General features: G+C 59.0%; 20 protein-coding genes and 1 pseudogene. 15 read left to right on the forward strand and 6 right to left on the reverse strand.

Annotation, left to right across the window (positions count from 1 at the left end; all coding sequences use genetic code 11):
- Positions 1 to 91 precede the first annotated feature (91 nt).
- The gene (locus ACZRJ6_RS04385) at positions 92 to 652 is read right to left on the reverse strand and encodes a response regulator transcription factor (RefSeq protein ID WP_133099920.1); all 561 of its coding nucleotides are present in this window, start codon (positions 650 to 652) and stop codon (positions 92 to 94) included.
- Entirely contained in the window at positions 645 to 1907 is a 1263-nt protein-coding gene (locus ACZRJ6_RS04390; protein ID WP_463967215.1) for an ATP-binding protein, read from the reverse strand. The genes ACZRJ6_RS04385 and ACZRJ6_RS04390 overlap by 8 nt, the downstream gene beginning before the upstream one ends.
- 224 nt (positions 1908 to 2131) lie before the next feature.
- Here ACZRJ6_RS04390 and ACZRJ6_RS04395 point away from each other — a divergent pair, with 224 nt between their 5' ends.
- The 10 genes and pseudogenes from ACZRJ6_RS04395 (at position 2132) to ACZRJ6_RS04440 (ending at position 14823) form a co-directional block, all read left to right on the forward strand.
- Positions 2132 to 2845, forward strand: coding sequence for an SIMPL domain-containing protein (locus ACZRJ6_RS04395; RefSeq protein ID WP_463967216.1), 714 nt, complete (start codon positions 2132 to 2134; stop codon positions 2843 to 2845).
- A gap of 267 nt (positions 2846 to 3112) precedes the next feature.
- Positions 3113 to 3811 (forward strand): annotated as a pseudogene (locus ACZRJ6_RS04400) (ABC transporter substrate-binding protein); the annotation flags it as partial.
- Positions 3812 to 4069: 258 nt separating this feature from the next.
- The gene (locus ACZRJ6_RS04405) at positions 4070 to 5695 is read left to right on the forward strand and encodes an ABC transporter substrate-binding protein (protein WP_463967217.1); all 1626 of its coding nucleotides are present in this window, start codon (positions 4070 to 4072) and stop codon (positions 5693 to 5695) included.
- Positions 5696 to 6000: 305 nt separating this feature from the next.
- Positions 6001 to 7605: an ABC transporter substrate-binding protein gene (locus tag ACZRJ6_RS04410; RefSeq protein ID WP_463967218.1), complete on the forward strand. Its 1605-nt coding sequence runs from the start codon at positions 6001 to 6003 to the stop codon at positions 7603 to 7605.
- Between the two features lie 171 nt (positions 7606 to 7776).
- Entirely contained in the window at positions 7777 to 9180 is a 1404-nt protein-coding gene (locus ACZRJ6_RS04415) for an OprD family outer membrane porin (protein ID WP_463967219.1), read from the forward strand.
- Positions 9181 to 9261: 81 nt separating this feature from the next.
- Positions 9262 to 10866 (forward strand): ABC transporter substrate-binding protein, encoded by a 1605-nt coding sequence (locus ACZRJ6_RS04420; RefSeq protein WP_463967220.1) that lies wholly within the window; start codon positions 9262 to 9264, stop codon positions 10864 to 10866.
- Between the two features lie 74 nt (positions 10867 to 10940).
- Positions 10941 to 11951, forward strand: coding sequence for an ABC transporter permease subunit (locus ACZRJ6_RS04425; protein ID WP_463967221.1), 1011 nt, complete (start codon positions 10941 to 10943; stop codon positions 11949 to 11951).
- Between the two features lie 10 nt (positions 11952 to 11961).
- The gene (locus tag ACZRJ6_RS04430; protein WP_133099929.1) at positions 11962 to 12873 is read left to right on the forward strand and encodes an ABC transporter permease subunit; all 912 of its coding nucleotides are present in this window, start codon (positions 11962 to 11964) and stop codon (positions 12871 to 12873) included.
- 10 nt (positions 12874 to 12883) lie between these two features.
- Positions 12884 to 13852: an oligopeptide/dipeptide ABC transporter ATP-binding protein gene (locus ACZRJ6_RS04435; RefSeq protein ID WP_133099930.1), complete on the forward strand. Its 969-nt coding sequence runs from the start codon at positions 12884 to 12886 to the stop codon at positions 13850 to 13852.
- Positions 13852 to 14823, forward strand: a complete 972-nt coding sequence (locus ACZRJ6_RS04440) for a dipeptide ABC transporter ATP-binding protein (protein ID WP_133099931.1) — start codon at positions 13852 to 13854, stop codon at positions 14821 to 14823. Before ACZRJ6_RS04435 ends, ACZRJ6_RS04440 begins: the two co-directional genes overlap by 1 nt.
- Before the next feature lie 143 nt (positions 14824 to 14966).
- Here ACZRJ6_RS04440 and ACZRJ6_RS04445 read toward each other — a convergent pair whose 3' ends face one another.
- Together ACZRJ6_RS04445 and ACZRJ6_RS04450 are read right to left on the reverse strand one after the other, a co-directional pair.
- A complete protein-coding gene (locus tag ACZRJ6_RS04445; protein ID WP_463967222.1) occupies positions 14967 to 15233 on the reverse strand; it encodes a hypothetical protein in 267 nt (88 codons plus the stop codon).
- A 169-nt stretch (positions 15234 to 15402) separates the two neighbouring features.
- On the reverse strand, positions 15403 to 16986 hold the full coding sequence (locus tag ACZRJ6_RS04450; protein WP_463967223.1) for a peptide chain release factor 3: 1584 nt from the start codon (positions 16984 to 16986) through the stop codon (positions 15403 to 15405).
- Between the two features lie 339 nt (positions 16987 to 17325).
- Here ACZRJ6_RS04450 and ACZRJ6_RS04455 point away from each other — a divergent pair, with 339 nt between their 5' ends.
- The 5 genes from ACZRJ6_RS04455 (at position 17326) to ACZRJ6_RS04475 (ending at position 22338) form a co-directional block, all read left to right on the forward strand.
- Positions 17326 to 18042, forward strand: coding sequence for an ABC transporter permease (locus tag ACZRJ6_RS04455; RefSeq protein ID WP_463967224.1), 717 nt, complete (start codon positions 17326 to 17328; stop codon positions 18040 to 18042).
- A gap of 20 nt (positions 18043 to 18062) precedes the next feature.
- Complete coding sequence (locus tag ACZRJ6_RS04460) at positions 18063 to 18956, forward strand: glycine betaine ABC transporter substrate-binding protein (protein WP_463967225.1); 894 nt, start codon at positions 18063 to 18065, stop codon at positions 18954 to 18956.
- A 9-nt stretch (positions 18957 to 18965) separates the two neighbouring features.
- Positions 18966 to 19619, forward strand: a complete 654-nt coding sequence (locus tag ACZRJ6_RS04465; RefSeq protein WP_463967226.1) for an ABC transporter permease — start codon at positions 18966 to 18968, stop codon at positions 19617 to 19619.
- Positions 19616 to 20773: an osmoprotectant ABC transporter ATP-binding protein OsmV gene (locus tag ACZRJ6_RS04470; protein ID WP_463967227.1), complete on the forward strand. Its 1158-nt coding sequence runs from the start codon at positions 19616 to 19618 to the stop codon at positions 20771 to 20773. Before ACZRJ6_RS04465 ends, ACZRJ6_RS04470 begins: the two co-directional genes overlap by 4 nt.
- A 401-nt stretch (positions 20774 to 21174) precedes the next feature.
- On the forward strand, positions 21175 to 22338 hold the full coding sequence (locus ACZRJ6_RS04475) for a type III PLP-dependent enzyme (protein ID WP_463967228.1): 1164 nt from the start codon (positions 21175 to 21177) through the stop codon (positions 22336 to 22338).
- A gap of 66 nt (positions 22339 to 22404) precedes the next feature.
- Here the strand turns inward: ACZRJ6_RS04475 and ACZRJ6_RS04480 are convergent, their stop codons facing one another.
- Positions 22405 to 23154: a tetratricopeptide repeat protein gene (locus ACZRJ6_RS04480; protein ID WP_463967229.1), complete on the reverse strand. Its 750-nt coding sequence runs from the start codon at positions 23152 to 23154 to the stop codon at positions 22405 to 22407.
- A 2-nt stretch (positions 23155 to 23156) separates the two neighbouring features.
- Positions 23157 to 23837 carry a Fe2+-dependent dioxygenase gene (locus ACZRJ6_RS04485; protein ID WP_463967230.1) on the reverse strand — a complete coding sequence of 227 codons (681 nt, stop codon included), beginning with the start codon at positions 23835 to 23837 and terminating at the stop codon, positions 23157 to 23159.
- Between the last annotated feature and the right edge of the window lie 57 nt (positions 23838 to 23894).

Genomic DNA, 23894 nt, shown 5'->3' on the forward strand with positions numbered 1-23894 from the left:
GGCTCGACTGGAGAGAGGACAGGCGTTGAACCGATCATAGAGGATCGGCCCAGGACTCCGTGCTGCCTGAAGCGAGTTGTTCAGCCGCCGTTCAGCGTCGTACCGGACGCTTTTGCAGTTTGCGTTGCAAGGTGCGCCGATGCATGCCCAAGGCGCGGGCCGTGGCGGAGATATTGCCTTCGTGCTCGGTCAGTACCCGCTGGATGTGTTCCCACTGCAAGCGGTCCACCGACATCGGATTTTCCGGCACCAACGTGTCGAGGTCGGCGTGCTCGGAAAGCAAGGCGGCCAGCACGTCGTCAGCATCCGCCGGCTTGCACAGGTAATTGCAGGCGCCGCGCTTGATGGCCTCCACGGCGGTGGCGATGCTGGAATACCCGGTGAGTATCAGCACGCGCATTTCCGGGTCCAGTTCCAGCAGCTTGGGCAACAGCACCAAGCCGGAGTCACCGTCCATTTTCAGGTCCAGGGCGGCATAGTCCGGCAGGTCCGCCGCGGCGATGGCCAGGCCTTCTTCGGCCGACCCCGCGGTGCTGACGCGAAAACCGCGCCGGCTCATGGCGCGGGCCATCACGCGGGTAAAGGTAGCGTCATCATCTACCAGCAACAGATGCGGCAGTTCTTCGCCTTCGACTTGAATCTCGTCACTCATTGGTGTCTCCTCGTGCGACACGGGGCAGGCGCAGCTCGGTGAGCGTGCCACCTTCCTCATGACTGTAGAGTTTCACTGAGCCACCAGCGCGGGTCACGCTGGCCTTGCTCAAAAACAGGCCCAGGCCGAAACCTTTGCCCTTGGTGGTAAAGAATGGCTTGCCAATCTGCTCGGCAATGGCCAGCGGCACACCGGCGCCGTGATCGCGAATGCTGATGGTGAGGTTTTCATAATCCCAGTCCAACTGCACTTCCAGCCCTTCCGGGCAGGCGTCGGCGGCATTGTTCAGCAAGTTCAATAACGCTTGGGTCAGGTCTGGCGGTGGCGCCATGCGTGGCACCGTGCCCTGCCCCAGCAAGTAGAAGCGATAACTGGCTTCGGGACGCATCAAGTGCCAGCGGTTCAGCGCTTCGTCCAACCATTGGGTGACGTCTTGCATCTCCACTGCCAGGCGACGATTGGCTTCGGCAGCGCGCACCAACTGCTGCAAGGTTTGCTTGCACAGTTTGACCTGGTCCTGCAGCACGCTCAGATCATCCTGCAACGCCGGGTCGTGATGATCCTGGCGCATCTCCTTGATCAACACACTCATGGTGGCCAACGGCGTGCCCAACTCATGGGCCGCGCCGGCCGCCTGGGTGGCGACGGCCAGTAACTGCTGGTCGCGCAGGCCTTCTTCGCGGCGAATAGCCCGCAGTTCTTCCTGACGGCGCAACTCTTCGGCCATGCGCGCGGCGAAGAACGTAATCACCGCCGCCGCCAAGGCAAAGCTCAGCCACATGCCGTAGACCTGCAGGTTTTCCCGGGCAATGGGGAACGTCTGCAACGGGTAGAACCGCGCCAGCAACAAGGTGTAAAGCGTCAACGCAATGCCAGACAGGACTACCGAATAACGCCACGGCAAGGTCACCGCGGCGATGGTCAGCGGCACCAGGTAATAAGAGACAAAGGGGTTGGTGGAACCGCCGGAGAAATACAGCAGCACGCTGTGGATAAACAGATCACACGCCAGTTGCAGGGCGTATTCCAGCTCGGTCACCGGCCACGTGGTGCGCAGGCGAATAGCGGTAAAGACGCACAGCACCGTGGAGACACCCAAGGTCACTGCCAGTTGCAGCCAAGGCAGCACCAGTAAGTCGAACCAATAGGCGAGCCCCACCGAACCGGCCTGTGCGGCCAGCACCAGGGTGCGGATAAACGTCAGGCGCCAGAGGTTCTGGCGAGTGGCGGAAGTTAGTTGTACGGGGGCGAGCATGAGCTCTCCTGATGAGCGCTCCAGGCGGATCGGATCGAGTATAAACGAAGCGACAGTACAGTCAGCGAGCGTGTGGCCCTTTGACGCAGGTCATCTTTAAGGAACGAGCTGGGTGAGTTGACCGTTCGTCGACGCCCCTGAAAGTTGTAGAGAATGTGTAACCCGCTGAACCCGAACAGACCGTCTACAGTCTTACCGAATACGATCACCCCCAAGGAGCTTCCATGTCACGTTTCACTCGCAGTGCCGCCGTTATTACCCTCAGCGCCAGCACCCTTGCCAGCCTGCCCGTACTGGCCGCCGATGAGCTGCATTACAACCAGATTTCCCTGCGTGCCGAAGTCAGCCAGGAAGTGGCCCGTGACCAGATGATCGTCACGCTCTACACCGAGTCGCAGAACACCGACCCGGGCAAGTTGGCCGCCGAAATCACCACTACCATGAACAAGGCGCTGGCCCAGGCGCGCGAAGTCAAAGGCGTCACCCTGCGTCAGGGCAGCCGCAACAGCTACCCGATCTACGACAACAAGAACCAGAAGATCACCGGCTGGCGTGAACGCGCCGAACTGCGCATGGAAAGTTCGGACTTTGCTGCCTTGTCGAAGCTAACCGGCGAGATGCTGACCAACCTGAAAATGGACAGCATGGACTTCGCCATCGCTAACCCGACCCGCAAGGCCAGCGAAGACGCCCTTCTGAAAGAAGCCGTTGCCGCGTTCAAGGCCCGCGCCCAACTGGCCACCGACGCACTGGGTGGCAAGGGCTACAAAATCGTCAACCTGAACTTCAACACCAATGGTTATCCACAACCGTATGCGCGTGGCGGCATGATGATGAAAGCAGCGGCCATGGATTCGGCGCCTACACCTGAAGTCGAGGCCGGCACCAGCCAGGTCAGCATGAGCGCGGATGGTGTGATCGAAGTCTCGATGCCTTGACCCCTACCTGATGAACCTGAACGGCGGCAACCTCGGTGACCGCCGTTTTCGTTTGGGCAGTTTGTACCTGCCACTTCAGGGGGCTCCATGGAAAGAATCGCCTTTAAATCGCGGCTCCTCGCTGCCGGCCTGCTGGCGCTTATGCCAATGGCCCAAGCCGCAACCACCCTGGTGTACTGCTCCGAAGCCAGCCCCGCCGGCTTCGACCCCAGCCAATACACCAGCGGCACCGATTTCGATGCCTCCGCCGAAACCGTGTTCAACCGGCTCACCCAGTTCAAGGTGCGCCAGGCACTGGACATGGCCATCGATAAACCAGCGATTATCAAGGCCGTCTACCAAAGCGCCGGACAATTGGCGCAGAACGCCCTGCCGCGTGCCCAGTGGTCTTATGACCCGTCTATCAAGGACGCGCCCTACGACCCAGCCAAGGCTCGCGCGCTACTAAAAGAAGCAGGGGTTGCACCTGGCACCACCATCAACTTGTGGGCGATGACCGTACAGAGAGCCTCCAACCCGAATGCGCGGATGTCGGCACAGATGATTCAACAGGATTGGGCCAAGGTCGGGATCACCGCCAATATCGTCAGCTATGAATGGGGCGAGTACATCAAACGGGCGAAAAACGGCGAGCACGACGTGATGATCTACGGCTGGACCGGCGACAACGGTGACCCGGATAACTGGCTCGGTGTGCTCTACAGTTGTGCTGCGGTCAAGGGCAGCAACTACGCAAAATGGTGTAACCCGCAGTACGACAAACTGGTGCAAAAGGCCAAGGTCAGCAGTGACCGTGATGAACGTATAAAGTGGTATCAACGAGCGTAGAAAATACTTAAAGAACAAGTACCTATAACGCCTATAGCAAACTCGACGGTTTTCCAGCCCCTTCGAAAGGAAGTCCTGGATTTCAAGATCAGTCCGTTTGGCCTGACGCCTTTCTACGGCGTGGGTTTGAATAAGTAACAGCCACGCTCCAATCGGGTGCGCCAGACGCCTAGATTGGGCCTATTTGGTGCGCCTAACGCACCGAAAAAACCCCTCCAATATGCCGAAACGTGTCAATACTTACATTAATGCGACATTCCTGTACGTTCGTACCACTGTTTAGCGCTTGTAGCCTCTCTGCATCTTGCATTGGGTATGGGCCCTGCATAAGTATCCGCAGGTCGACTCACGAGGTCGCCCTCACTACCAAAAATGACAACAAATCATGAGGCCAACATGCTTAAACACGCAGTCATTCCGTTTTTAGTCAGCGCCGGTTTAATGGCCGCTGCACCTTTCGCCCAGGCGGCGACTAACCTGGTGTTCTGCTCCGAAGGGAGCCCGGCCGGTTTTGATCCAGGCCAGTACACCACCGGAACAGACTTCGATGCCTCGGCCGAAACCATGTTCAACCGCCTGACCCAGTTTGAGCGCGGCGGCACCGCCGTTGTTCCTGGTCTGGCCACCACTTGGGACGTTTCCCCGGATGGTCTGACTTATACCTTCCACCTTCGCGAAGGCGTCAAGTTCCATACCACCCCGTACTTCAAGCCAACTCGTGAATTCACGGCTGACGACGTACTGTTCACGTTCAACCGGATGATCAACAAAGATGATCCGTTCCGTAAAGCCTACCCCACCGAGTTCCCGTACTTCACGGACATGGGGATGGACACCAACATCAAGAACATCGAGAAAGTCGATGACCACACCGTCAAGTTCACCCTTGGCACCGTGGACGCGGCTTTCATCCAGAACCTGGCCATGAGCTTCGCCTCCGTACAGTCGGCAGAATACGCCGCCCAGCTGTTGAAGGAAGGCAAGGCCCAGGACATCAACCAGAAGCCAGTCGGCACTGGTCCGTTCGTGTTCAAGAGCTACCAGAAAGACTCCAACATCCGTTACACCGGCAACAAGGACTACTGGAAGCCTGAAGACGTCAAGATCGACAACCTGATCTTCGCCATCACCACCGACCCGTCGGTGCGTATCCAGAAGCTCAAGAAAAACGAATGCCAGGTCACCCTTTTCCCGCGTCCGGCCGACCTCAAGGCTCTGGGCGAAGACAAATCCTTGAAATTGCCGCACCAGGCCGGTTTCAACCTGGGCTACATCGCCTACAACGTCATGCCGGTGCTCAAGGGCCAGACTGACCAGAACCCACTGGCCAACCTGAAAGTCCGTCAGGCCATGGACATGTCGGTCAACAAGCAGCAAATCATCGACTCCGTGTACCAGGGCGCAGGCCAACTGGCGGTCAACGCCATGCCGCCAACCCAATGGTCCTATGACGACACCATCAAGGACGCCAAGTACGACCCTGAGAAAGCCAAGGCGCTGCTCAAGGAAGCCGGCGTCAAGGAAGGCACCGCCATTACCCTGTGGGCCATGCCGGTCCAGCGTCCGTACAACCCGAACGCCAAGCTGATGGCTGAAATGCTACAGAGCGACTGGGCCAAGATCGGCCTGAAGGTCAACATCGTCAGCTACGAATGGGGCGAGTACATCAAGCGTTCCAAAGGCGGTGAGAACCAGGCCATGATCATTGGCTGGAGCGGCGACAATGGTGACCCGGACAACTGGCTGAACGTGCTGTTCGGCTGCGATTCCCTGTCCGGCAACAACTTCTCCAAATGGTGCGACAAGAAATTTGACGGCATCGTCAAGGAAGCCAAGTCCACTTCCGATGTCGCCAAGCGCACCGAACTGTACAAGCAGGCGCAGCACATCCTCAAAGATGCAGTCCCGATGACACCTATCGCGCACTCGACGGTGTATCAACCCATGCGCACCACCGTGCAGGATTTCAAGATCAGCCCATTTGGCTTGAATTCCTTCTACGGGGTGAGCATCAGCAAGTAAGGAGCTCTGACGGCGACGTTGCATAACGTCGCCGTTATTGCATCCGCCAAGACCGCTGGAATGGAACTACAAACGCACTCACCGCCGTCCTACGGCATCGAACTGCGAATGTACCGTCCCATCCCTACAAGGTCTGTCAGGTTTGCCGCATTTACTGCTCAACTGCCGACCCATAACGTCGCGCAAGGGCAGAGGCGTACGACCTGTAGGGCAACTGCTGAACGGGGATCAGTGTTGCTTCCATGTCCTGACGGGCACGGCAATTGCTCACTGACGACAACAATAAACAAGGATTAGGGACCGTCATGCGCCATACAACCGTTCTATCCGCAATATTGGGTACCAGCCTGTTGGCCATCGCCTCGATGGGCCAGGCCGCCGACAAGAAGAGCCTGGTGTTTTGCTCCGAAGGCAGCCCGGCCGGGTTTGATACCGCGCAATACACCACCGCCACTGACAACGATGCCGCCGAACCGCTTTACAACCGCTTGGCCGAATTCGAGAAAGGCGCCACCAACGTAGTACCGGGGCTGGCAACCAAGTGGGACATTTCACCGGACGGCCTGACCTACACCTTCCATCTGCGTGAAGGGGTGAAATTCCACAGCAACAAGGACTTCAAGCCGACGCGTGACTTCAACGCCGACGACGTGCTGTTCACCTTCAATCGCATGCTTGACCCCGAATACCCGTTCCGCAAGGCCTACCCCACCGAGTTTCCGTACTTCAACGGGATGAGCCTGAACAAAAACATCGCCAAGGTCGAGAAAACCGACCCGCTGACCGTGGTCATGACCCTGAACACGGTAGATGCTGCGTTTATCCAGAACATCGCCATGAGTTTCGCCTCGATCCTGTCGGCCGAATACGCCGACCATTTGCTCAAGATCGGCAAGCCCAGCGAGATCAACCAGAAGCCGATCGGCACCGGGCCGTTCGTGTTCCAGCGCTATCAAAAAGACTCGCAGATCCGCTACACCGGCAACAAACAGTACTGGGACCCGAGCCGGGTCAAGCTCGACCAACTGATTTTCGCCATCAACACCGATGCGTCGGTGCGGGTGCAGAAACTCAAGGCCAACGAATGCCAGATCACTCTGCATCCGCGACCAGCCGACGTAGACGCCCTCAAGGCCGACCCGAAACTGCAACTGCTGACCAAGCCTGGTTTCAACCTCGGCTACATCGCCTATAACGTGCAGCACAAGCCCTTCGACCAACTCGAAGTACGCCAGGCCATGGACATGGCGGTGAACAAGCAGAGCATTCTCAATGCGGTGTACCAGGGCGCAGGCCAACTGGCCGTCAATGCCATGCCGCCGACCCAATGGTCCTACGACGACACCATCAAGGACGCCGTCTACAACCCGGAAAAAGCCAAGGAGTTGCTCAAGGCCGCCGGCGTCAAGGAAGGCACCGAGATCACCCTGTGGGCGATGCCAGTGCAACGGCCGTACAACCCCAACGCCAAGCTGATGGCAGAAATGCTGCAGAGTGACTGGGCGAAGATCGGCCTCAAGGTCAAGATCGTCAGCTATGAATGGGGCGAGTACATCAAGCGCACCAAGAATGGCGAACACGATGTCAGCCTGATTGGCTGGACCGGCGACAACGGTGACCCGGACAACTGGCTGGGCACCCTCTACAGCTGTGACGCCATCGGCGGGAACAACTACTCCATGTGGTGTGACCCGGCGTACGACAAGCTGATCAAGCAAGCCAAGGTCGTTACCGACCGCGAACAAAGGACTGTTCTGTACAAACAGGCGCAGCAACTGCTTAAAGCACAGGTGCCGATCACGCCAGTCGCCCACTCGACGGTCAACCAGCCGTTAAGCGCCAAAGTCGAAGGTTTCAAGGTGAGCCCCTTCGGCCGCAACGTGTTCTCGGGCGTCAGCATTACCCCATAAGAAACTAACCGGATTGCGGAGAGCGAAAGAGGCTCTCCAGCAAACGTGCAGCCTGAATTCGGGATTTCCCCTTAGGCAAACGTTTGCAAGGCTTGAACGAGTTCCACACCCAATAGCCGGTTCACCTAAAAAGACCGGCATCAAAAAAAGAGAACCAAAGGAGCTTCACCCATGAAACTGAGCAGCACCGCGCTACTGGCCCTGGCCATCAGCAGCATCACGGCCACGGCCTACGCTGAACCTGTAAGTCAGGACTTCGTTCCAACCACACTGGCCGGCACTAGCGCCCAAAGCGAGGCCAAAGGCTTTGTCGAAGATTTCAGCCTGGGCGGCAGTACGCGCAACTGGTACTCCAATGAACACCTGTACCGCGGGGGCAGCTTCAAATACAAAGAGCACGGTGTAACGAAGACCGACCGCAACCGTACCAACTGGATCCAGGGCACCATCATCAACGCCAGCTCGGGTTTCACCCAGGGCACTGTGGGTGTCAAGACCGAAGTAGCGGTGTACAACGCTCTGGTTCTGGACCGCAGCAAACGCGATATCAAGGGCGGCTCCAACCGTACCTTGGCTGACTCTGACGGCAATGCCGTAGACCAATGGAGCAAACTGGGCTTGGCTAACGTGCAGTTCCGCGTGTCCAACACCACCTTGACCGCCGGTCGTCAGAACTTCAGCAGCGGCATCGTCGACACCATCGGCAACCGTCCCCTGCCATCGAGCTTCCAAGGTGTGAGCTTCAACAGCGAAGAGTTCAGCAACCTGTCGTTCCAGGGCGGCGTGTTTGACCGCGTGTCCCCACGTTCCGAGCAGAGCCTGTCGAAGTTCCGTAGCGAGTACAGCCAACAAGGCGCGAACAGCGCGACAACGGACAAGGTCTACACCCTAGGCGCCAACTACCAGCCGTTCAAAAGCCTGAAAACCAGCTTCTTCGGCGCCAACGTCAAGGACTTCTGGAACCAGTACTACTTCGGCGCGACCCACGAGTTGGGTGATAGCCAGCAACTGGCCCTGACCACTGGCTTCAACTACTACAAGACCGTCGACGAAGGCAAAAAGCTGATGGGGGAAATCGACAACGATACCTTCTCCCTGTCCCTTGGCCTGGCGCATCAGGCTCACAGCCTGACCTTCTCCTACCAGCAAGTGAACGGTAACGAGTACTTCGACTACCTGCACGAAACCAACGGCATCTACCTGGCCAACTCCCTGACGTCGGACTTCAACGGCCCGAACGAGAAATCCTTCCAGATTGCCTACGCCATCAACATGGCTGAATACGGTGTGCCGGGCCTGAAGTTCAACGTCTACTCCGCACGCGGCTGGGGCATCGACGGTACTCACTACACGGGTAACCGCAACGGCGCTTTCGCCTACACCGGCATCGAAACTCAGGACGGCGAAAAACACCAGGAATACGGCGTGGGCGCGGCCTACGCGGTCCAGAGCGGCCCGCTCAAGGCCACCGCGATTCGTGCCACCTACGTCGAACACCGTGGCAGCGCCAACCAATTCGACGGCAGCGTGAAAGAATTCCGTCTGGTTACCACCATCCCATTCAACATTCTTTAATTAGCACCAGGTAGACGGGGGGCTCAGGACGAGCCCGCCGTACACATTTGTGTGGTTGAATCGTTTGCAGAGGGCTCTTCGATGAAAATGCTCCCGTTACAAGCCGCCATGACCGCTGCACTGTTGAGTGTGGCCCTAGGCGTTTCGGCCAAACCGCTGGTGGTCTGCACCGAAGCCAGTCCGGAAGGTTTTGACCCGGTCCTGTACACCACGGCAGTCACCGCTGACGCCGCGGCAGAAACCATCTTCAACCGCCTGGTGGACTTCAAGCCCGGCACCACCGAAGTGGTCTCGGCCCTCGCCAGTTCCTGGGACATCAGCGAGGATGGGCTGCAGTACACCTTCCACCTGCGCAACGACATCAAGTTCCACACCACCGACTACTTCAAACCCACGCGCAACATGAATGCCGACGACGTGCTTTGGAGTTTCCAGCGTCAGCTGGACCCGAAACACCCGTGGCATAACAAGTCCAACGTGGGTTATCCGTACTTCGAAAGCATGGGTTTCAAGGATCTGCTCAAAAGCGTAGAGAAGACTGACGACCATACCGTGGTCTTCACCCTGACCCGCCGCGAAGCACCGTTCCTGGCTGACATTGCCATGGCCTTCTCTTCGATTCACTCCGCCGAATACGCCGACCAGTTGCTCAAGGCCGACAAGACCGCCGACCTCAATAGCAAGCCCATCGGCACCGGCCCATTCATCTTCACCCGCTACGCCAAGGACGCCCAGGTGCGCTTCAAGGCCAACCCGGAGTACTTCCGTGGCAAGCCACCAGCCGACCCGTTGATCCTGGCCATCACCACCGACAGCAACGTACGCCTGCAAAAACTCAAGGCCAACGAGTGCCAGATCGCGCTGTACCCCAAGCCCGATGACGTGCCAAACGCCAAGGCAGACCCAAACCTGAAAGTCGCGGAACTGGCGGCCATGACCACCAGCTACACCGCCATGAACACCACCCACAAATACCTGAGCGACGCACGGGTGCGTCACGCGATCAACATCGCGTTCGACAAAGAGGCCTACACCGACGCGCTGTATGGCAAAGGCAACGCTGTGGTCGGCACGGGGCCTTACCCGAACACGTTGCTGGGCTTCAGCGACAAACTGAAAAACCCTCCCCGCACGCCCGCAGAGCTGGACAAGGCCCGCGCCCTGCTCAAGGAAGCTGGCGTGCCTGAAGGCACCGTGCTGACGCTGTTTACCCGCAACGGCGGCGGCCCTACCAACCCCAACCCATTGCTCGGCGCGCAAATGATGCAGTCGGACCTGGCGCGTATCGGCCTGAAGATCGATATCCGCGTCTTTGAGTGGGGCGAGATGCTCAAACGCTCCAAAGCAGGCGAACATGACCTGATGTCGGCCGGCTGGGCAGGTGATAACGGCGACCCGGACAACTTCCTCACCCCAAACCTGAGTTGCGAAGCAGCGAAAAACGGCGAAAACTACGCACGCTGGTGTAACCAGGAGTTTCAAGACTTGATCGACAAGGCCCGCGCAGGCACTGAACCGGCGGCACGGGCTGAACTCTATGAACAAGCACTGGACGTTTTCGCCAAGGACCAACCATGGATTCCCATGGCTTACCCGAAAATGTTCACCGCCATGCGCAAGAACGTCGAAGGTTTTATTCAAAGCCCTCTGACTACAAATAACTTCGCCACCACCCAGGTGAAGTAGATAAGAAACGCTCGGCACCGTCGACCTGGACGGTGCCGAACCTGCCTAACCGGCTGATTGAGGTGCACAACAAGATGTTTAGTTTTATTGCCCGCCGATTGGGGTTGTTGATCCCCACGTTCTTCGGCATCACTTTGCTGACTTTCGCGTTGATTCGCATGATTCCTGGCGATCCCGTAGAGGTCATGATGGGCGAACGCCGCGTCGACCCCGAGATGCACGCACAGGCAATGGAACGCCTTGGTTTGAATAAACCGTTGTATGCGCAATACCTGGACTACGTTGGCAAACTCGCCCAAGGCGACCTTGGCGAATCCCTGCGCACCCGTACCAGCGTGTGGACCGAGTTCACCGCCCTATTCCCTGCGACCCTGGAACTGTCCCTGGCCGCCCTGTTGTTCGCCGGCATCCTTGGGCTTTTAGCCGGGGTGATCGCGGCCTTGAAGCGAGGGTCCCTGTTCGACCACGGGGTGATGGGCATCTCCCTGGCGGGATATTCGATGCCAATCTTCTGGTGGGGCCTGATCCTGATCATGTTCTTCTCCGTGAGCCTGGGCTGGACCCCGGTGTCCGGACGTATCGACCTGCTCTACGACATCGAGCCGCGCACCGGTTTCATGCTGATCGATACCCTGTTGGCTGACGAGCCGGATGCGTTCTGGGATGCCCTCCACCACCTGATCCTGCCGGCCATCGTGCTCGGCACTATCCCGCTGGCGGTGATCGCGCGGATGACTCGCTCCTCGATGCTCGAAGTGCTGCGCGAAGACTACATCCGTACCGCCAGGGCCAAAGGCCTGTCGCCGGCACGCGTAGTGTTCGTCCACGGCCTGCGCAACGCGCTGATCCCGGTACTGACGGTGGTCGGCCTGCAAGTCGGCACCCTGCTGGCCGGTGCGGTCCTGACCGAAACCATCTTTTCCTGGCCCGGCATCGGCAAATGGCTGATCGAAGCCATTGGCGCACGGGACTATCCCGTGGTGCAAAACGGCATCCTGTTAATCGCCTGCCTGGTGATTATGGTGAACTTCGTAGTGGACATCCTCTACGGCTTCGCCAACCCACGCATCCGTCACCAGCGCTGAGATCATGACCATGAGCACACCAACTCCATCGGTAGCAGTCGATCAAAGCCTGCTGTATCCGTCCCCGTACAAAGAATTCTGGCAAGCCTTCTCCCAGAACAAGGGCGCTGTCGCCGGCCTGATGTTCATGATCGTGATCGTGTTCTGCGCGCTGTTCGCCCCTTGGGTCGCACCGCACAACCCGAGCGAGCAGTACCGTGACTTCCTGCTGACCCCGCCATCGTGGCTCGAAGGTGGGCAGATCCAGTTCCTGCTGGGCACCGACGAACTGGGCCGTGACTTGCTGTCCCGCTTGATCCAGGGTTCGCGCCTGTCCTTGCTGATCGGTTTGTCGTCGGTCGTGATGTCGCTGATCCCAGGGATCCTGATGGGCCTGTTCGCCGGGTTCTTCCCGCGTCTGCTGGGCCCGACCATCATGCGTTTGATGGACATCATGCTCGCCCTGCCGTCGCTGCTGCTGGCCGTAGCCATTGTCGCCATCCTTGGCCCTGGCCTGATCAACACCGTGATCGCCATTGCCATCGTGTCCCTACCGTCCTATGTCCGCCTGACCCGCGCCGCAGTGATGGGCGAACTGCATCGTGACTACGTGACTGCCGCCCGCCTCGCCGGCGCTGGCCTGCCGCGTCTGATGTTCATCACCGTGCTGCCTAACTGCATGGCACCGTTGATCGTCCAGGCGACCTTGAGCTTTTCCTCGGCGATTCTCGATGCCGCAGCGTTAGGCTTCCTCGGCCTTGGCGTACAACCGCCAACCCCTGAGTGGGGCACCATGCTGGCTTCGGCTCGCGACTACATCGAACGCGCCTGGTGGGTCGTGAGCCTGCCTGGCTTGACCATTTTGCTCAGCGTGCTGGCAATCAACCTGATGGGCGACGGCCTGCGCGATGCGCTGGACCCGAAACTCAAGAATGCCGCCTGAGGAGATTCCCATGTCACTGCTAGAAATCAAGAATCTCAATGTCCGCTTCGGCGACAAGACCGCAGTCCCAGTGGTCGACGGCCTCGATATTAGCGTCGACAAAGGTGAAGTATTGGCCATCGTTGGCGAGTCGGGTTCGGGTAAATCCGTGACCATGATGGCGCTGATGGGCCTGATCGAGCACCCCGGCATCGTCACCGCCGACGCCCTGAACTTCGACGGCAAGGACATGCTCAAGCTGAGCAACCGCCAGCGCCGGCAAATCGTCGGCAAAGACCTGGCCATGGTGTTCCAGGACCCGATGACCGCCCTGAACCCCAGCTACACCGTGGGTTTCCAGATCGAAGAAGTGCTGCGCCTGCACCTCAAGATGTCCAGTAAACAAGCCCGCAAGCGCGCCATCGAACTGCTGGAAAAGGTGGAAATCCCTGGCGCCGCCAGCCGTATGAACGCCTACCCGCACCAACTGTCCGGCGGCATGAGCCAGCGTGTGGCGATTGCCATGGCCATTGCCGGCGAGCCGAAACTGCTGATCGCCGATGAGCCAACCACCGCGCTGGACGTGACTATCCAGGCGCAGATCATGGAGCTGCTGCTGGCCCTGCAAAAAGAACGGAACATGGGCCTGGTGCTGATCACCCACGACCTCGCAGTCGTGGCTGAAACCGCCCAGCGCGTGTGTGTGATGTACGCCGGCCAAGCCGTGGAAGTCGGGCAAGTGCCTGGCCTGTTCGACGTACCCGGCCACCCGTACAGCGAAGCATTGCTGGCGGCGATTCCGGAACACAGCATGGGCGCCGCCCGGCTGTCGACCTTGCCGGGCATCGTGCCCGGTCGTTATGACCGTCCACAAGGTTGCCTGCTGTCGCCGCGCTGCCCTTACGTTCAGGACAGCTGCCGTCAGACTCGTCCAGGTCTGGACCCTAAAGCCCACAGCCTTGCGCGCTGCTTCTACCCCTTGAACCAGGAGGTGGCGTAATGGCCGTCGTTCTTACCGCCCGCGACCTGACCCGTCACTACGAAGTGTCCCGTGGCCTGTTCAAGGGCCACGCCCTGGTGCGCGCCCTTAATGGTGTGTCGTTTGAGCTGGAAGCCGGCAAGACTCTCGCCGTGGTGGGCGAATCCGGTTGCGGCAAATCCACCCTCGCTCGCGCCCTAACGCTGATTGAAGAACCATCCTCCGGCTCCTTGAAAATCGCCGGCCAGGAAGTCACTGGCGCCGACAAGGCCCAACGCAAGCAGCTGCGTAAAGACGTGCAGATGGTGTTCCAGAGCCCTTACGCCTCGTTGAACCCACGCCAGAAGGTCGGTGATCAGCTCGGCGAGCCGCTGCTGATCAACACCAACCTATCGGCCGCCGAGCGTCGGGAAAAAGTCCAGGCGATGATGAAGCAAGTGGGCCTGCGCCCTGAGCATTATCAGCGCTACCCGCACATGTTCTCTGGTGGCCAGCGCCAGCGGATCGCCCTGGCCCGGGCGATGATGCTGCAACCCAAGGTGCTGGTGGCGGATGAACCGACCTCGGCACTGGACGTGTCGATCCAGGCCCAGGTGCTCAACCTGTTCATGGACCTGCAGCAGGAATTCAACACCGCCTACGTGTTCATCTCCCACAACCTGGCCGTCGTACAGCACGTCGCCGACCATGTGATGGTGATGTACCTCGGTCGGCCGGTGGAAATGGGCGCGAAGAACGACATCTATGAGCGCCCGCTGCACCCCTACACCCAGGCGCTGTTGTCGGCCACACCGACCATCCACCCGGACCCGAACAAGCCGAAGATCAAGATCGTCGGCGAGTTGCCCAACCCGCTCAACCCGCCGTCCGGCTGCGCGTTTCACAAGCGCTGCCCGTACGCCACCGAACTGTGCAGCACCGACGAGCCCGCCTTGCGCGAACTCGATAATCGCCAGGTGGCTTGCCACTACGCGGAGCAGTTTGTGGCCTAACCGGTAGATGTTGATCGTTGCCACGCTCCGGCGTGGGAACGATCATGCCCTGGGGTTCAGTCCAGAGCATTGCTTGAATTTTACAGCCCTTCTCGTCGGATTGCGCATCGGCCCGGCGAGAGGGGCTTTCTTTTGCCTGCCGTCTACGTCTGGCTATCGCCCTCATAACCGTCATCGGTATCCGGCTCTTCGGTGGTGGTGTCATCATCGTCGGCACTGCCACCTTGGCCCTGATCTCCGCCTTCAGACTCCGATTTGGCCAGCTGCAAGCCACTGCCCTGCTCATTCTGCACCGCTGAGAAGCCTCCATTGCCTCCATGCACCGGGTTGTGCGCCCAAGCCGTCGACATCCCGAGACACAACAACACCAGCACTTTGATCAACAACACGAATCGTTGAAAAATACTCATGGTCGATTCCGTCCAGTCAGTAGGTAAATCCCGCACGACAGTCGTTTACCGCCGCAAGCTTTGACGCTAGTCCCGATATGAGGTTTTCGCCAGATAATTGAGCCCCCCGCGGAGCGCAAAAAAAGGGCGAAGCCATAACAGCTTCGCCCTTTCATTTACCGTTCAGCCCTTAATGGTGTTCGCGGGTCGCACGGAATTTCACATCCGGCCAGCGCTCTTCCATCAGCGCCAGGTTAACCCGGGTCGGGGCCAGGTAGGTCAGGTGACCGCCGCCATCGATGGCGAGGTTTTCCACAGCCTTGATCCTGAACTCTTCGAGTTTCTTCTTATCGCTGCAATCGATCCAGCGCGCCGAGTACACGGTGATTGGCTCGTAGGAGCACTCGACCTTGTATTCCTCTTTCAAGCGGCTGGCGACCACATCGAACTGCAGCACACCGACGGCGCCGAGGATGATGTCGTTGCTGCGCTCGGGGAAGAACACCTGGGTCGCGCCCTCTTCCGCCAATTGCTGCAAGCCCTGACGCAGTTGCTTGGACTTGAGCGGGTCACGCAGGCGCACGCGGCGGAACAGTTCCGGCGCAAAGTGCGGGATGCCGGTAAAGCTCAGCGCTTCGCCTTCGGTGAAGGTGTCGCCGATCTGGATAGTGCCGTGGTTGTGCAAGCCAATGATGTCGCCGGCGAAGGCTTCTTCCAGTTGCTCACGCTCGGAGGAGAAGAAGGTCAGGGCGTCGCCGATGCGCACGTCCTTGCCGGTGCGCACATGGCGCATCTTCATGCCTTTTTCGTATTTGCCGGAGCAGATGCGCATAAAGGCAATACGGTCGCGGTGTTTTGGGTCCATGTTCGCCTGGATCTTGAACACGAAGCCGGCGAATTTCTCCTCCACCGGTTCCACGGTGCGCTCGTTGGCCACTCGGGCCAGCGGCAGCGGCGCCCAGTTGACCACGGCGTCGAGCACGTGGTCGACACCGAAGTTACCCAAGGCGGTGCCGAAGAACACCGGGGTCAGCTGACCGTCGAGGAATTCCTGCTGGTTGAACTCATGGCAGGCGCCCTGCACCAGTTCCAACTGATCGACAAAGCGGTCGTACTCGTCACCTAGGTGGGCGCGGGCTTCGTCGGAGTCGAGCTTCTCGATGATTTTCACATCGGTGCGCTCGTGGCCGTGGCCGGCGGTGTAGACAAGGATGTAGTCGTCCGCCAGGTGGTACACGCCCTTGAAGTCGCGGTAGCAACCAATCGGCCAGGTGATCGGCGCAGCCTTGATCTTCAGGACGGCTTCGATCTCGTCCAGCAGCTCGATGGGGTCGCGGATGTCGCGGTCGAGTTTGTTGATAAAGCTGATAATCGGCGTATCACGCAGACGGCAGACATCCATCAGGGCGATCGTCCGTGGCTCGACGCCTTTACCGCCGTCGAGGACCATCAGTGCCGAGTCGACCGCGGTCAGGGTGCGGTAGGTGTCTTCGGAGAAGTCTTCGTGGCCCGGGGTGTCGAGCAGGTTGATCATGTGGTCGCGATACGGGAACTGCATGACCGAGGTGGTAATGGAAATACCACGCTGCTTCTCCATTTCCATCCAGTCTGAGGTGGCATGGCGGTCGGATTTGCGGGATTTCACCGTGCCGGCCACTGCGATTGCCTTGCCCATCAGCAACAGCTTCTCGGTGATGGTGGTTTTACCGGCATCGGGGTGGGAAATAATAGCGAAAGTGCGGCGTTTCGCGACTTCGGCGGCCTGGTGGGTCATGGGAAATCGCCTGGCAGGTGAGTCAAAAAAGGGCGGCGAGTATAGCGCAAACCTAGGCCCACGGACCACCGCTCACCCGGTTGCAGTGACTTCAAGGGTGGCTAATTACTGCTAAATATGGAACCTTTTAAAAGGTAGAGACGTCCACTCCCCGGTACCGCACTCGTTACCAGGGGCTGAAAAATCAGCAAGTTAGCCTGACGAGGCTGCGCTCATGGCTTGACCTCACGCCGTTTTGCCGGCGTTGGCGAGCTGCTTTTCGCACACACATTACCGGCAGCCAGGAATGGCATTGCCGCACGGTAGTGTGCGTGCCGACTGAAATAAAGGAGTCCGCCTGTGGCTATTCGCTATGGCAAAGGGCTGATAGGAGGAGCGGTTGTCGTCGCTCTCCTGGCCCTGCTGGTCCACTGGATTGGCATCAACACGATCGAACTGTACCGCGACGATTTGTTGTTTTACCTGCAAGCTCACCTGATTCTCGTCCTTGTTTCCATGCTGGCCGCCCTGATTGTAGGGATTCCCGCCGGTATCCTGCTCAGCCGACCGAACATGGTCGGGCGCGCAGAACGCTTCATGCAGATCTTCAACATCGGCAACACCGTCCCTCCCCTCGCCGTACTGGCCATTGCCCTGGGCGTGCTGGGCATCGGCAGCGGTCCTGCGATCTTCGCCCTGTTCCTCGCCTCATTGCTGCCCATTGTGCGCAACACCTATGAAGGCCTGAAAAACGTTCAGGGCTCCCTGAAAGAAGCCGCCGTCGGCATTGGCATGACCCCGCGCCAGGTGCTGTTTCGCGTCGAGTTGCCCAACGCCGTGCCGATCATCATCGGCGGCGTGCGCGTAGCGCTGGCGATCAACGTCGGTACCGCGCCCCTGGCCTTCCTGATTGGTGCCAACAGCCTGGGTAGCCTGATTTTCCCCGGCATTGCCTTGAACAATCAGCCGCAACTGCTGCTCGGCGCCGCCTGCACCGCGCTACTGGCATTACTGCTCGACGGTCTGGTGACCATGGCCAGCCGCCTCTGGCTGGAACGCGGGTTGCGTGCGTCTTAAGGCTTGGCAAAGGAACCAACATGAAAAAACTGACTTTGATATTGAGCTGCGTCCTGCTGTTCGCAGGGATTGCGCAAGCCGCTGAAAAACCAGTGATCCGCATCGGCGCCCGGGTGTTCACCGAACAGACCTTGCTGGCCGAAATCACTGCCCAGTACCTGCGCACCAAGGGTTACGACACCCGTGTGACCGGCGGCCTGGGCAGCAACCTGGCGCGCAGTGCCCAGGAAAGTGGGCAACTGGACCTGATCTGGGAATACACCGGCGTGTCGCTGGTAGCCTACAACCACGTTGACGAGAAACTCGACAGCGAACAGTCCTACGCCAGAGTGAAAGAACTCGATGCGAAAAAAGGCCTGGTGTGGCTATCGCCGACGAAATTCAGCAACACCTATGCGCTGTCGCTGCCAGAGAACGTGGCCAAGCAATACCCGCAGATCAACACCATCAGCGACCTGACCAAAGCCCTCGCCGAAAAAACCAGGGAAAACCGCCTGGTGGCCCTGGACACCGAGTTCACCAACCGTTCCGACGGCATGGCCGGCATGGTCAAGCTGTACGGCATGAACCTGACCCGCAAAAACACCCGGCAAATGGACGCGGGCCTGGTTTACACCGCCCTGCGTAACGGCCAGGTGTTTGCCGGTTTGGTCTACACCACTGATGGTCGCCTCAATGCCTTCAAATTGAAGCTGTTGGAAGACGACCTGCATTACTTCCCGGACTACACCGCAGCGCCCGTGGTGCGTGAGGTTTATCTCGATGCCCACCCGCAACTGGCCGCAGACCTCAAGCCGCTGGCAGCGCTGTTCGACGACCAGACCATGCGCCAGTTGAATGCGCGGGTCGACGTCGATCATGAAAGCCCGTCCGCCGTCGCCGCAGATTTCCTGCGCCAACATCCCATCAACTGAGGAGAAGATATGGAATTTCTGAACGCCTTTTCCCATCTTGATTGGACACAGGTCCTGCACCTGACCTGGCAGCACATCACCCTGGTCGGCATCGCGGTCATTCTCGCGATCGTCGTGGGCGTGCCCCTGGGCGTGCTGATGACCCGTTTCCCGAGTTTGGCCGGCCCGCTGCAAGCCAGCGCCACGGTGCTGCTGACCGTGCCGTCCATCGCCCTGTTCGGCCTGCTGCTGCCGTTCTACTCCAAGTTCGGCCAGGGCCTGGGGCCGATGCCGGCGATCACCGCCGTGTTCCTCTATTCCCTGCTGCCGATCATGCGTAACACCTACCTGGCCCTGACCGGCGTCGAGCCAGGCATCCGCGAGGCGGCCAAAGGCATCGGCATGACCTTCAGCCAGCGCCTGCGCATGGTCGAACTGCCCATCGCCGTGCCGGTGATCCTCGCCGGTGTGCGCACCGCCGTGGTGATGAACATTGGCGTCATGACCATTGCCGCCACCATCGGCGCCGGTGGCCTGGGTGTACTTATTCTGGCTTCCATCAGCCGCAGCGACATGTCGATGCTGATCGTTGGCGCCGTACTGGTCAGTCTCCTGGCCATCTTCGCCGACCTGCTTCTGCAATGGCTGCAACGCACGCTGACTCCAAAAGGACTGCTCAAATGATCGAACTTCAAAACCTGACCAAGACCTTTCAAAGCAACGGCAAGACCATCACCGCCGTTGATTCCGTGAGCCTGACCGTCAACGAAGGCGAAATTTGCGTATTCCTCGGCCCCTCGGGCTGCGGCAAGAGCACCACGTTGAAGATGATCAACCGCCTGATCAAACCCACGTCCGGCAAGATTTTTATCAACGGCGAAGACACCACCGACCTGGACGAAGTGACCCTTCGTCGCAACATCGGCTATGTGATCCAGCAGATCGGCTTGTTCCCCAACATGACCATCGAAGAAAACATCGTGGTGGTGCCCAAGCTCCTGGGTTGGGACAAGCAGAAATGCCATGACCGCGCCCGTGAGTTGATGAGCATGATCAAGCTCGAACCCAAGCAGTATCTGCACCGCTACCCACGTGAATTGTCCGGTGGCCAGCAGCAGCGAATCGGCGTGATCCGCGCCCTGGCGGCCGATGCGCCGTTGCTGCTGATGGATGAGCCGTTCGGCGCGGTCGACCCGATCAACCGCGAGATGATCCAGAACGAATTCTTCGAAATGCAACGGGCGCTGAACAAAACCGTAATCATGGTCAGCCACGACATCGACGAAGCCATCAAGCTGGGTGACAAGATCGCCATCTTCCGCGCTGGCAAGCTGTTACAGATTGATCACCCGGACACCCTGCTGGCCCACCCTGCCGACGAATTCGTCAGCAGCTTTGTCGGCCAGGACAGCACCCTCAAGCGCCTGTTGCTGGTGAAGGCCGAGGATGCGGCGGATAACGCACCGTCGGTAAGCCCGGAAACGCCAGTGGCCGACGCCCTGGAATTGATGGACGAACACGACCGTCGCTACGTGGTGGTGACCGATGGCGAGAATAAAGCCCTGGGCTTTGTGCGTCGTCGCGACCTGCACCGCAAGACCGGCACCTGCGCGCAATTCCTGCAGGAATTCAACGCCACCGCAGCGTACGACGAGCATTTGCGCATCCTGCTATCGCGCATGTACGAGTTCAACCGCTCGTGGTTGCCGGTGATGGATGCCGAGCGGGTGTTCCTCGGTGAGGTGACTCAGGAGTCGATTGCCGAGTACCTGAGCTCCGGCAAGTCGCGTGGCGGCAAGACCAGCATTGTTTCGCCAGCCGAGACTGCGTTGGCCTGATCCTCCCTTTGTGTAAAAGCCCTACCTGTGGCGAGGGAGCTTGCTCCCTCGCCACAAAAGCCCTTCAAATCTCCCTTCCCGGGGAACATCAATCCGTCATGCCTGTCGGTTACATAAGTAGCTGCACATGCCCACACGACGAGCGCGTGTAAAAACGCGACATTTTTAGTTGATCTCAAGCCCCTCAAGTCCTAAAGTTCGCGCCGAACGTCCATGCTGGAAACGATCCATCCGGCTCAAGTACTGACGACGAGACAGCAAGGCCAAGGGAAGCGGTTGATCTCATGGCCTTTTTTGCTTTCGGCGACATGCCTTGGGAAGTAGGCGAACCAAAGTGGGGATACGGAGGACGTTCATTTGCACCCATTGATCAATCTAGTTTGCCAGTAGGAGTTCCCAGCATGTCGATTAAGGTCGAAGACTATTACGCGCGCGAAACCTTCCAGAAAATGAAGGCCTTCGCCGATACGCAAGAAACCCCGTTCGTGGTGATCGACACCGCGATGATCAGCCAGGCCTACGATGACCTGCGCGCCGGCTTCGAGTTCGCCAAGATCTACTATGCAGTCAAGGCCAACCCGGCTGTCGAAATCATCGACCTGCTGAAAGAGAAAGGCTCCAGCTTCGACATCGCTTCGATCTACGAGCTGGATAAAGTGCTGGCCCGTGGCGTCAGCGCCGACCGTATCAGCTATGGCAACACCATCAAGAAATCCAAGGACATCCGCTACTTCTACGAGAAGGGCGTGCGCCTGTTTTCCACCGATTCCGAAGCCGACCTGCGCAACATCGCCAAAGCCGCGCCGGGTTCGAAAGTCTATGTACGTATCCTTACCGAAGGCTCGACCACCGCTGACTGGCCGTTGTCGCGCAAGTTCGGCTGCCAGACCGACATGGCCATGGACCTGCTGATCCTGGCCCGCGACCTGGGCCTGGTGCCGTACGGCATCTCCTTCCACGTTGGCTCACAGCAGCGCGACATCAGCGTGTGGGACGCGGCGATCGCCAAGGTCAAAGTGATCTTCGAACGTCTGAAGGAAGAAGACGGCATCCACCTGAAGCTGATCAACATGGGCGGTGGCTTCCCGGCCAACTACATCACCCGCACCAACAGCCTGGAAACCTACGCAGAAGAAATCATCCGCTTCCTCAAGGAAGACTTCGGTGATGAACTCCCGGAAATCATCCTGGAACCGGGCCGTTCGTTGATCGCCAACGCCGGGATCCTGGTCAGTGAAGTGGTACTGGTCGCCCGTAAATCCCGTACCGCCGTCGAGCGTTGGGTGTACACGGACGTGGGCAAGTTCTCCGGCCTGATCGAAACCATGGACGAATCCATCAAGTTCCCGATCTGGACCGAGAAGAACGGCGAGATGGAAGAAGTGGTCATCGCCGGGCCTACCTGCGACAGCGCCGACATCATGTACGAAAACTATAAGTACGGTTTACCGCTGAACCTGGCGATTGGTGATCGGATGTACTGGTTGTCGACCGGTGCGTACACCACCAGCTACAGCGCAGTGGAATTCAATGGGTTTCCGCCGTTGAAGTCGTTCTACCTGTAAGAGAAGCAGCGGCAAGTTTTAAGCTGCAAGAGGAAGCCCATGCGTGTCATGGGCTTTTTTGTGGGCCTAGGAAAGCTCTGTCGAGCGTCGCTGGTAATCCACAGCCATTGCCCGAATCTGCGGATCATTGGCGGCAGACAATGCGTTGTAAGCCACCCGCAAAAATTTCAGATTCCCGCCCGCCAGAGCCTTGCGCAACCATTCCAGCGCTGCATCGATCTGGCCTCGGTCAGCCAACACCGCCGCGTAACTGAACTGCCCACGAAAATCCCCGCCTTGCGCTGATCGTCGATACCACTCAACCGCCGCATCCAAATCTCGGGGGCAGAACTGCCCTTCTTCCAGATAACGCCCAAGCAGGTTCATCGATTTGGCATGACCCAACTGCGCGGCCTGTCGATAACACGCCAGTGCTTGCTGCTGATCCTCGGCCTCACCGCGCCCCGTCGCCAGCAGGTTGGCATAGTTATACAAACCCCAATCAAGCCCGGCATCTGCGGCCTGGCGATACTCCCGCGCAGCCGCCACGGCATCAGCCGTGCAGCCCCAGCCATGCTCAAAACAGCGACCGAGCATATTGTGCGCCATCAAATGCCCACCTTGGGCCGCGATCTGAAACCAGCGCAACGCCAGTGCCTCATCGCGCTCAATGCCGCGTCCCTCCAGGAGAATCTGCCCCAGCAACGCCTGGGCATCCACCACGCCCTCCTTCGCCGCCATCAAAATCGCCTGGGCGGCGCGCACCGGGGATTCGTAGAGCATGGCCCGCAGTTGTTTACCATCGAGGACCTCTTCACGGCGCAATTGAAAACCCATAGTCAGACCTCAACCCAGCGGCGCAACAGATTGTGATAGGTACCGGTGAGTTGTATCAGCGCCGGGTGGTCGGGCACATCCGTGGTCAGTTGCTGGATTGCACCGTCCATTTCGAACAGCAAGGTGCGCTGGCTGTCTTCGCGCACCAGGCTTTGGGTCCAGAAAAACGAGGCGTAGCGGGCGCCACGGGTCACGGCGTTGACCTTGTGCAGGCTGGAGCCAGGGTACAACACCATGTCTCCGGCTGGCAGCTTGACCCGCTGTAGGCCGAAGGTGTCCTGGATTTCCAACTCACCGCCGTCGTATTCGTCGGGGTCGCTGAAAAACACTGTGGAGGACAGGTCGGTACGCACCCGCTCATGGCTGCCCTTGGGCTGGCGCACGGCGTTGTCGATATGAAAGTCGAAACTGCCGCCAGCGGTGTAGCAGTTGAGCAACGGGGGGAAGACTTTGTGAGGTAACGCCGCAGACATAAACAGCGGATTTTTCCACAGGCGATCAAGCATCGCCGCGCCGATTTCCTGCGCCAGTGGATGGCCTTCCGGCAGTTGCAGGTTGTGTTTGGCCTTGGCCGACTGATGCCCGGCAGTGATTTTTCCATCGGCCCAATCGGCCTGCAACAGGGCTTCGCGGATGCGCAGCACTTCCTCGCGAGAGAACAGGCCGGGAATGTGCAGCAGCATGGGGCAATACCTGAAAGCATAAGGTTGCTAATGGTAGTAATTCTTATTGCTTGTGTA

It is taken from the genome of Pseudomonas sp. C321 (assembly GCF_055407105.1).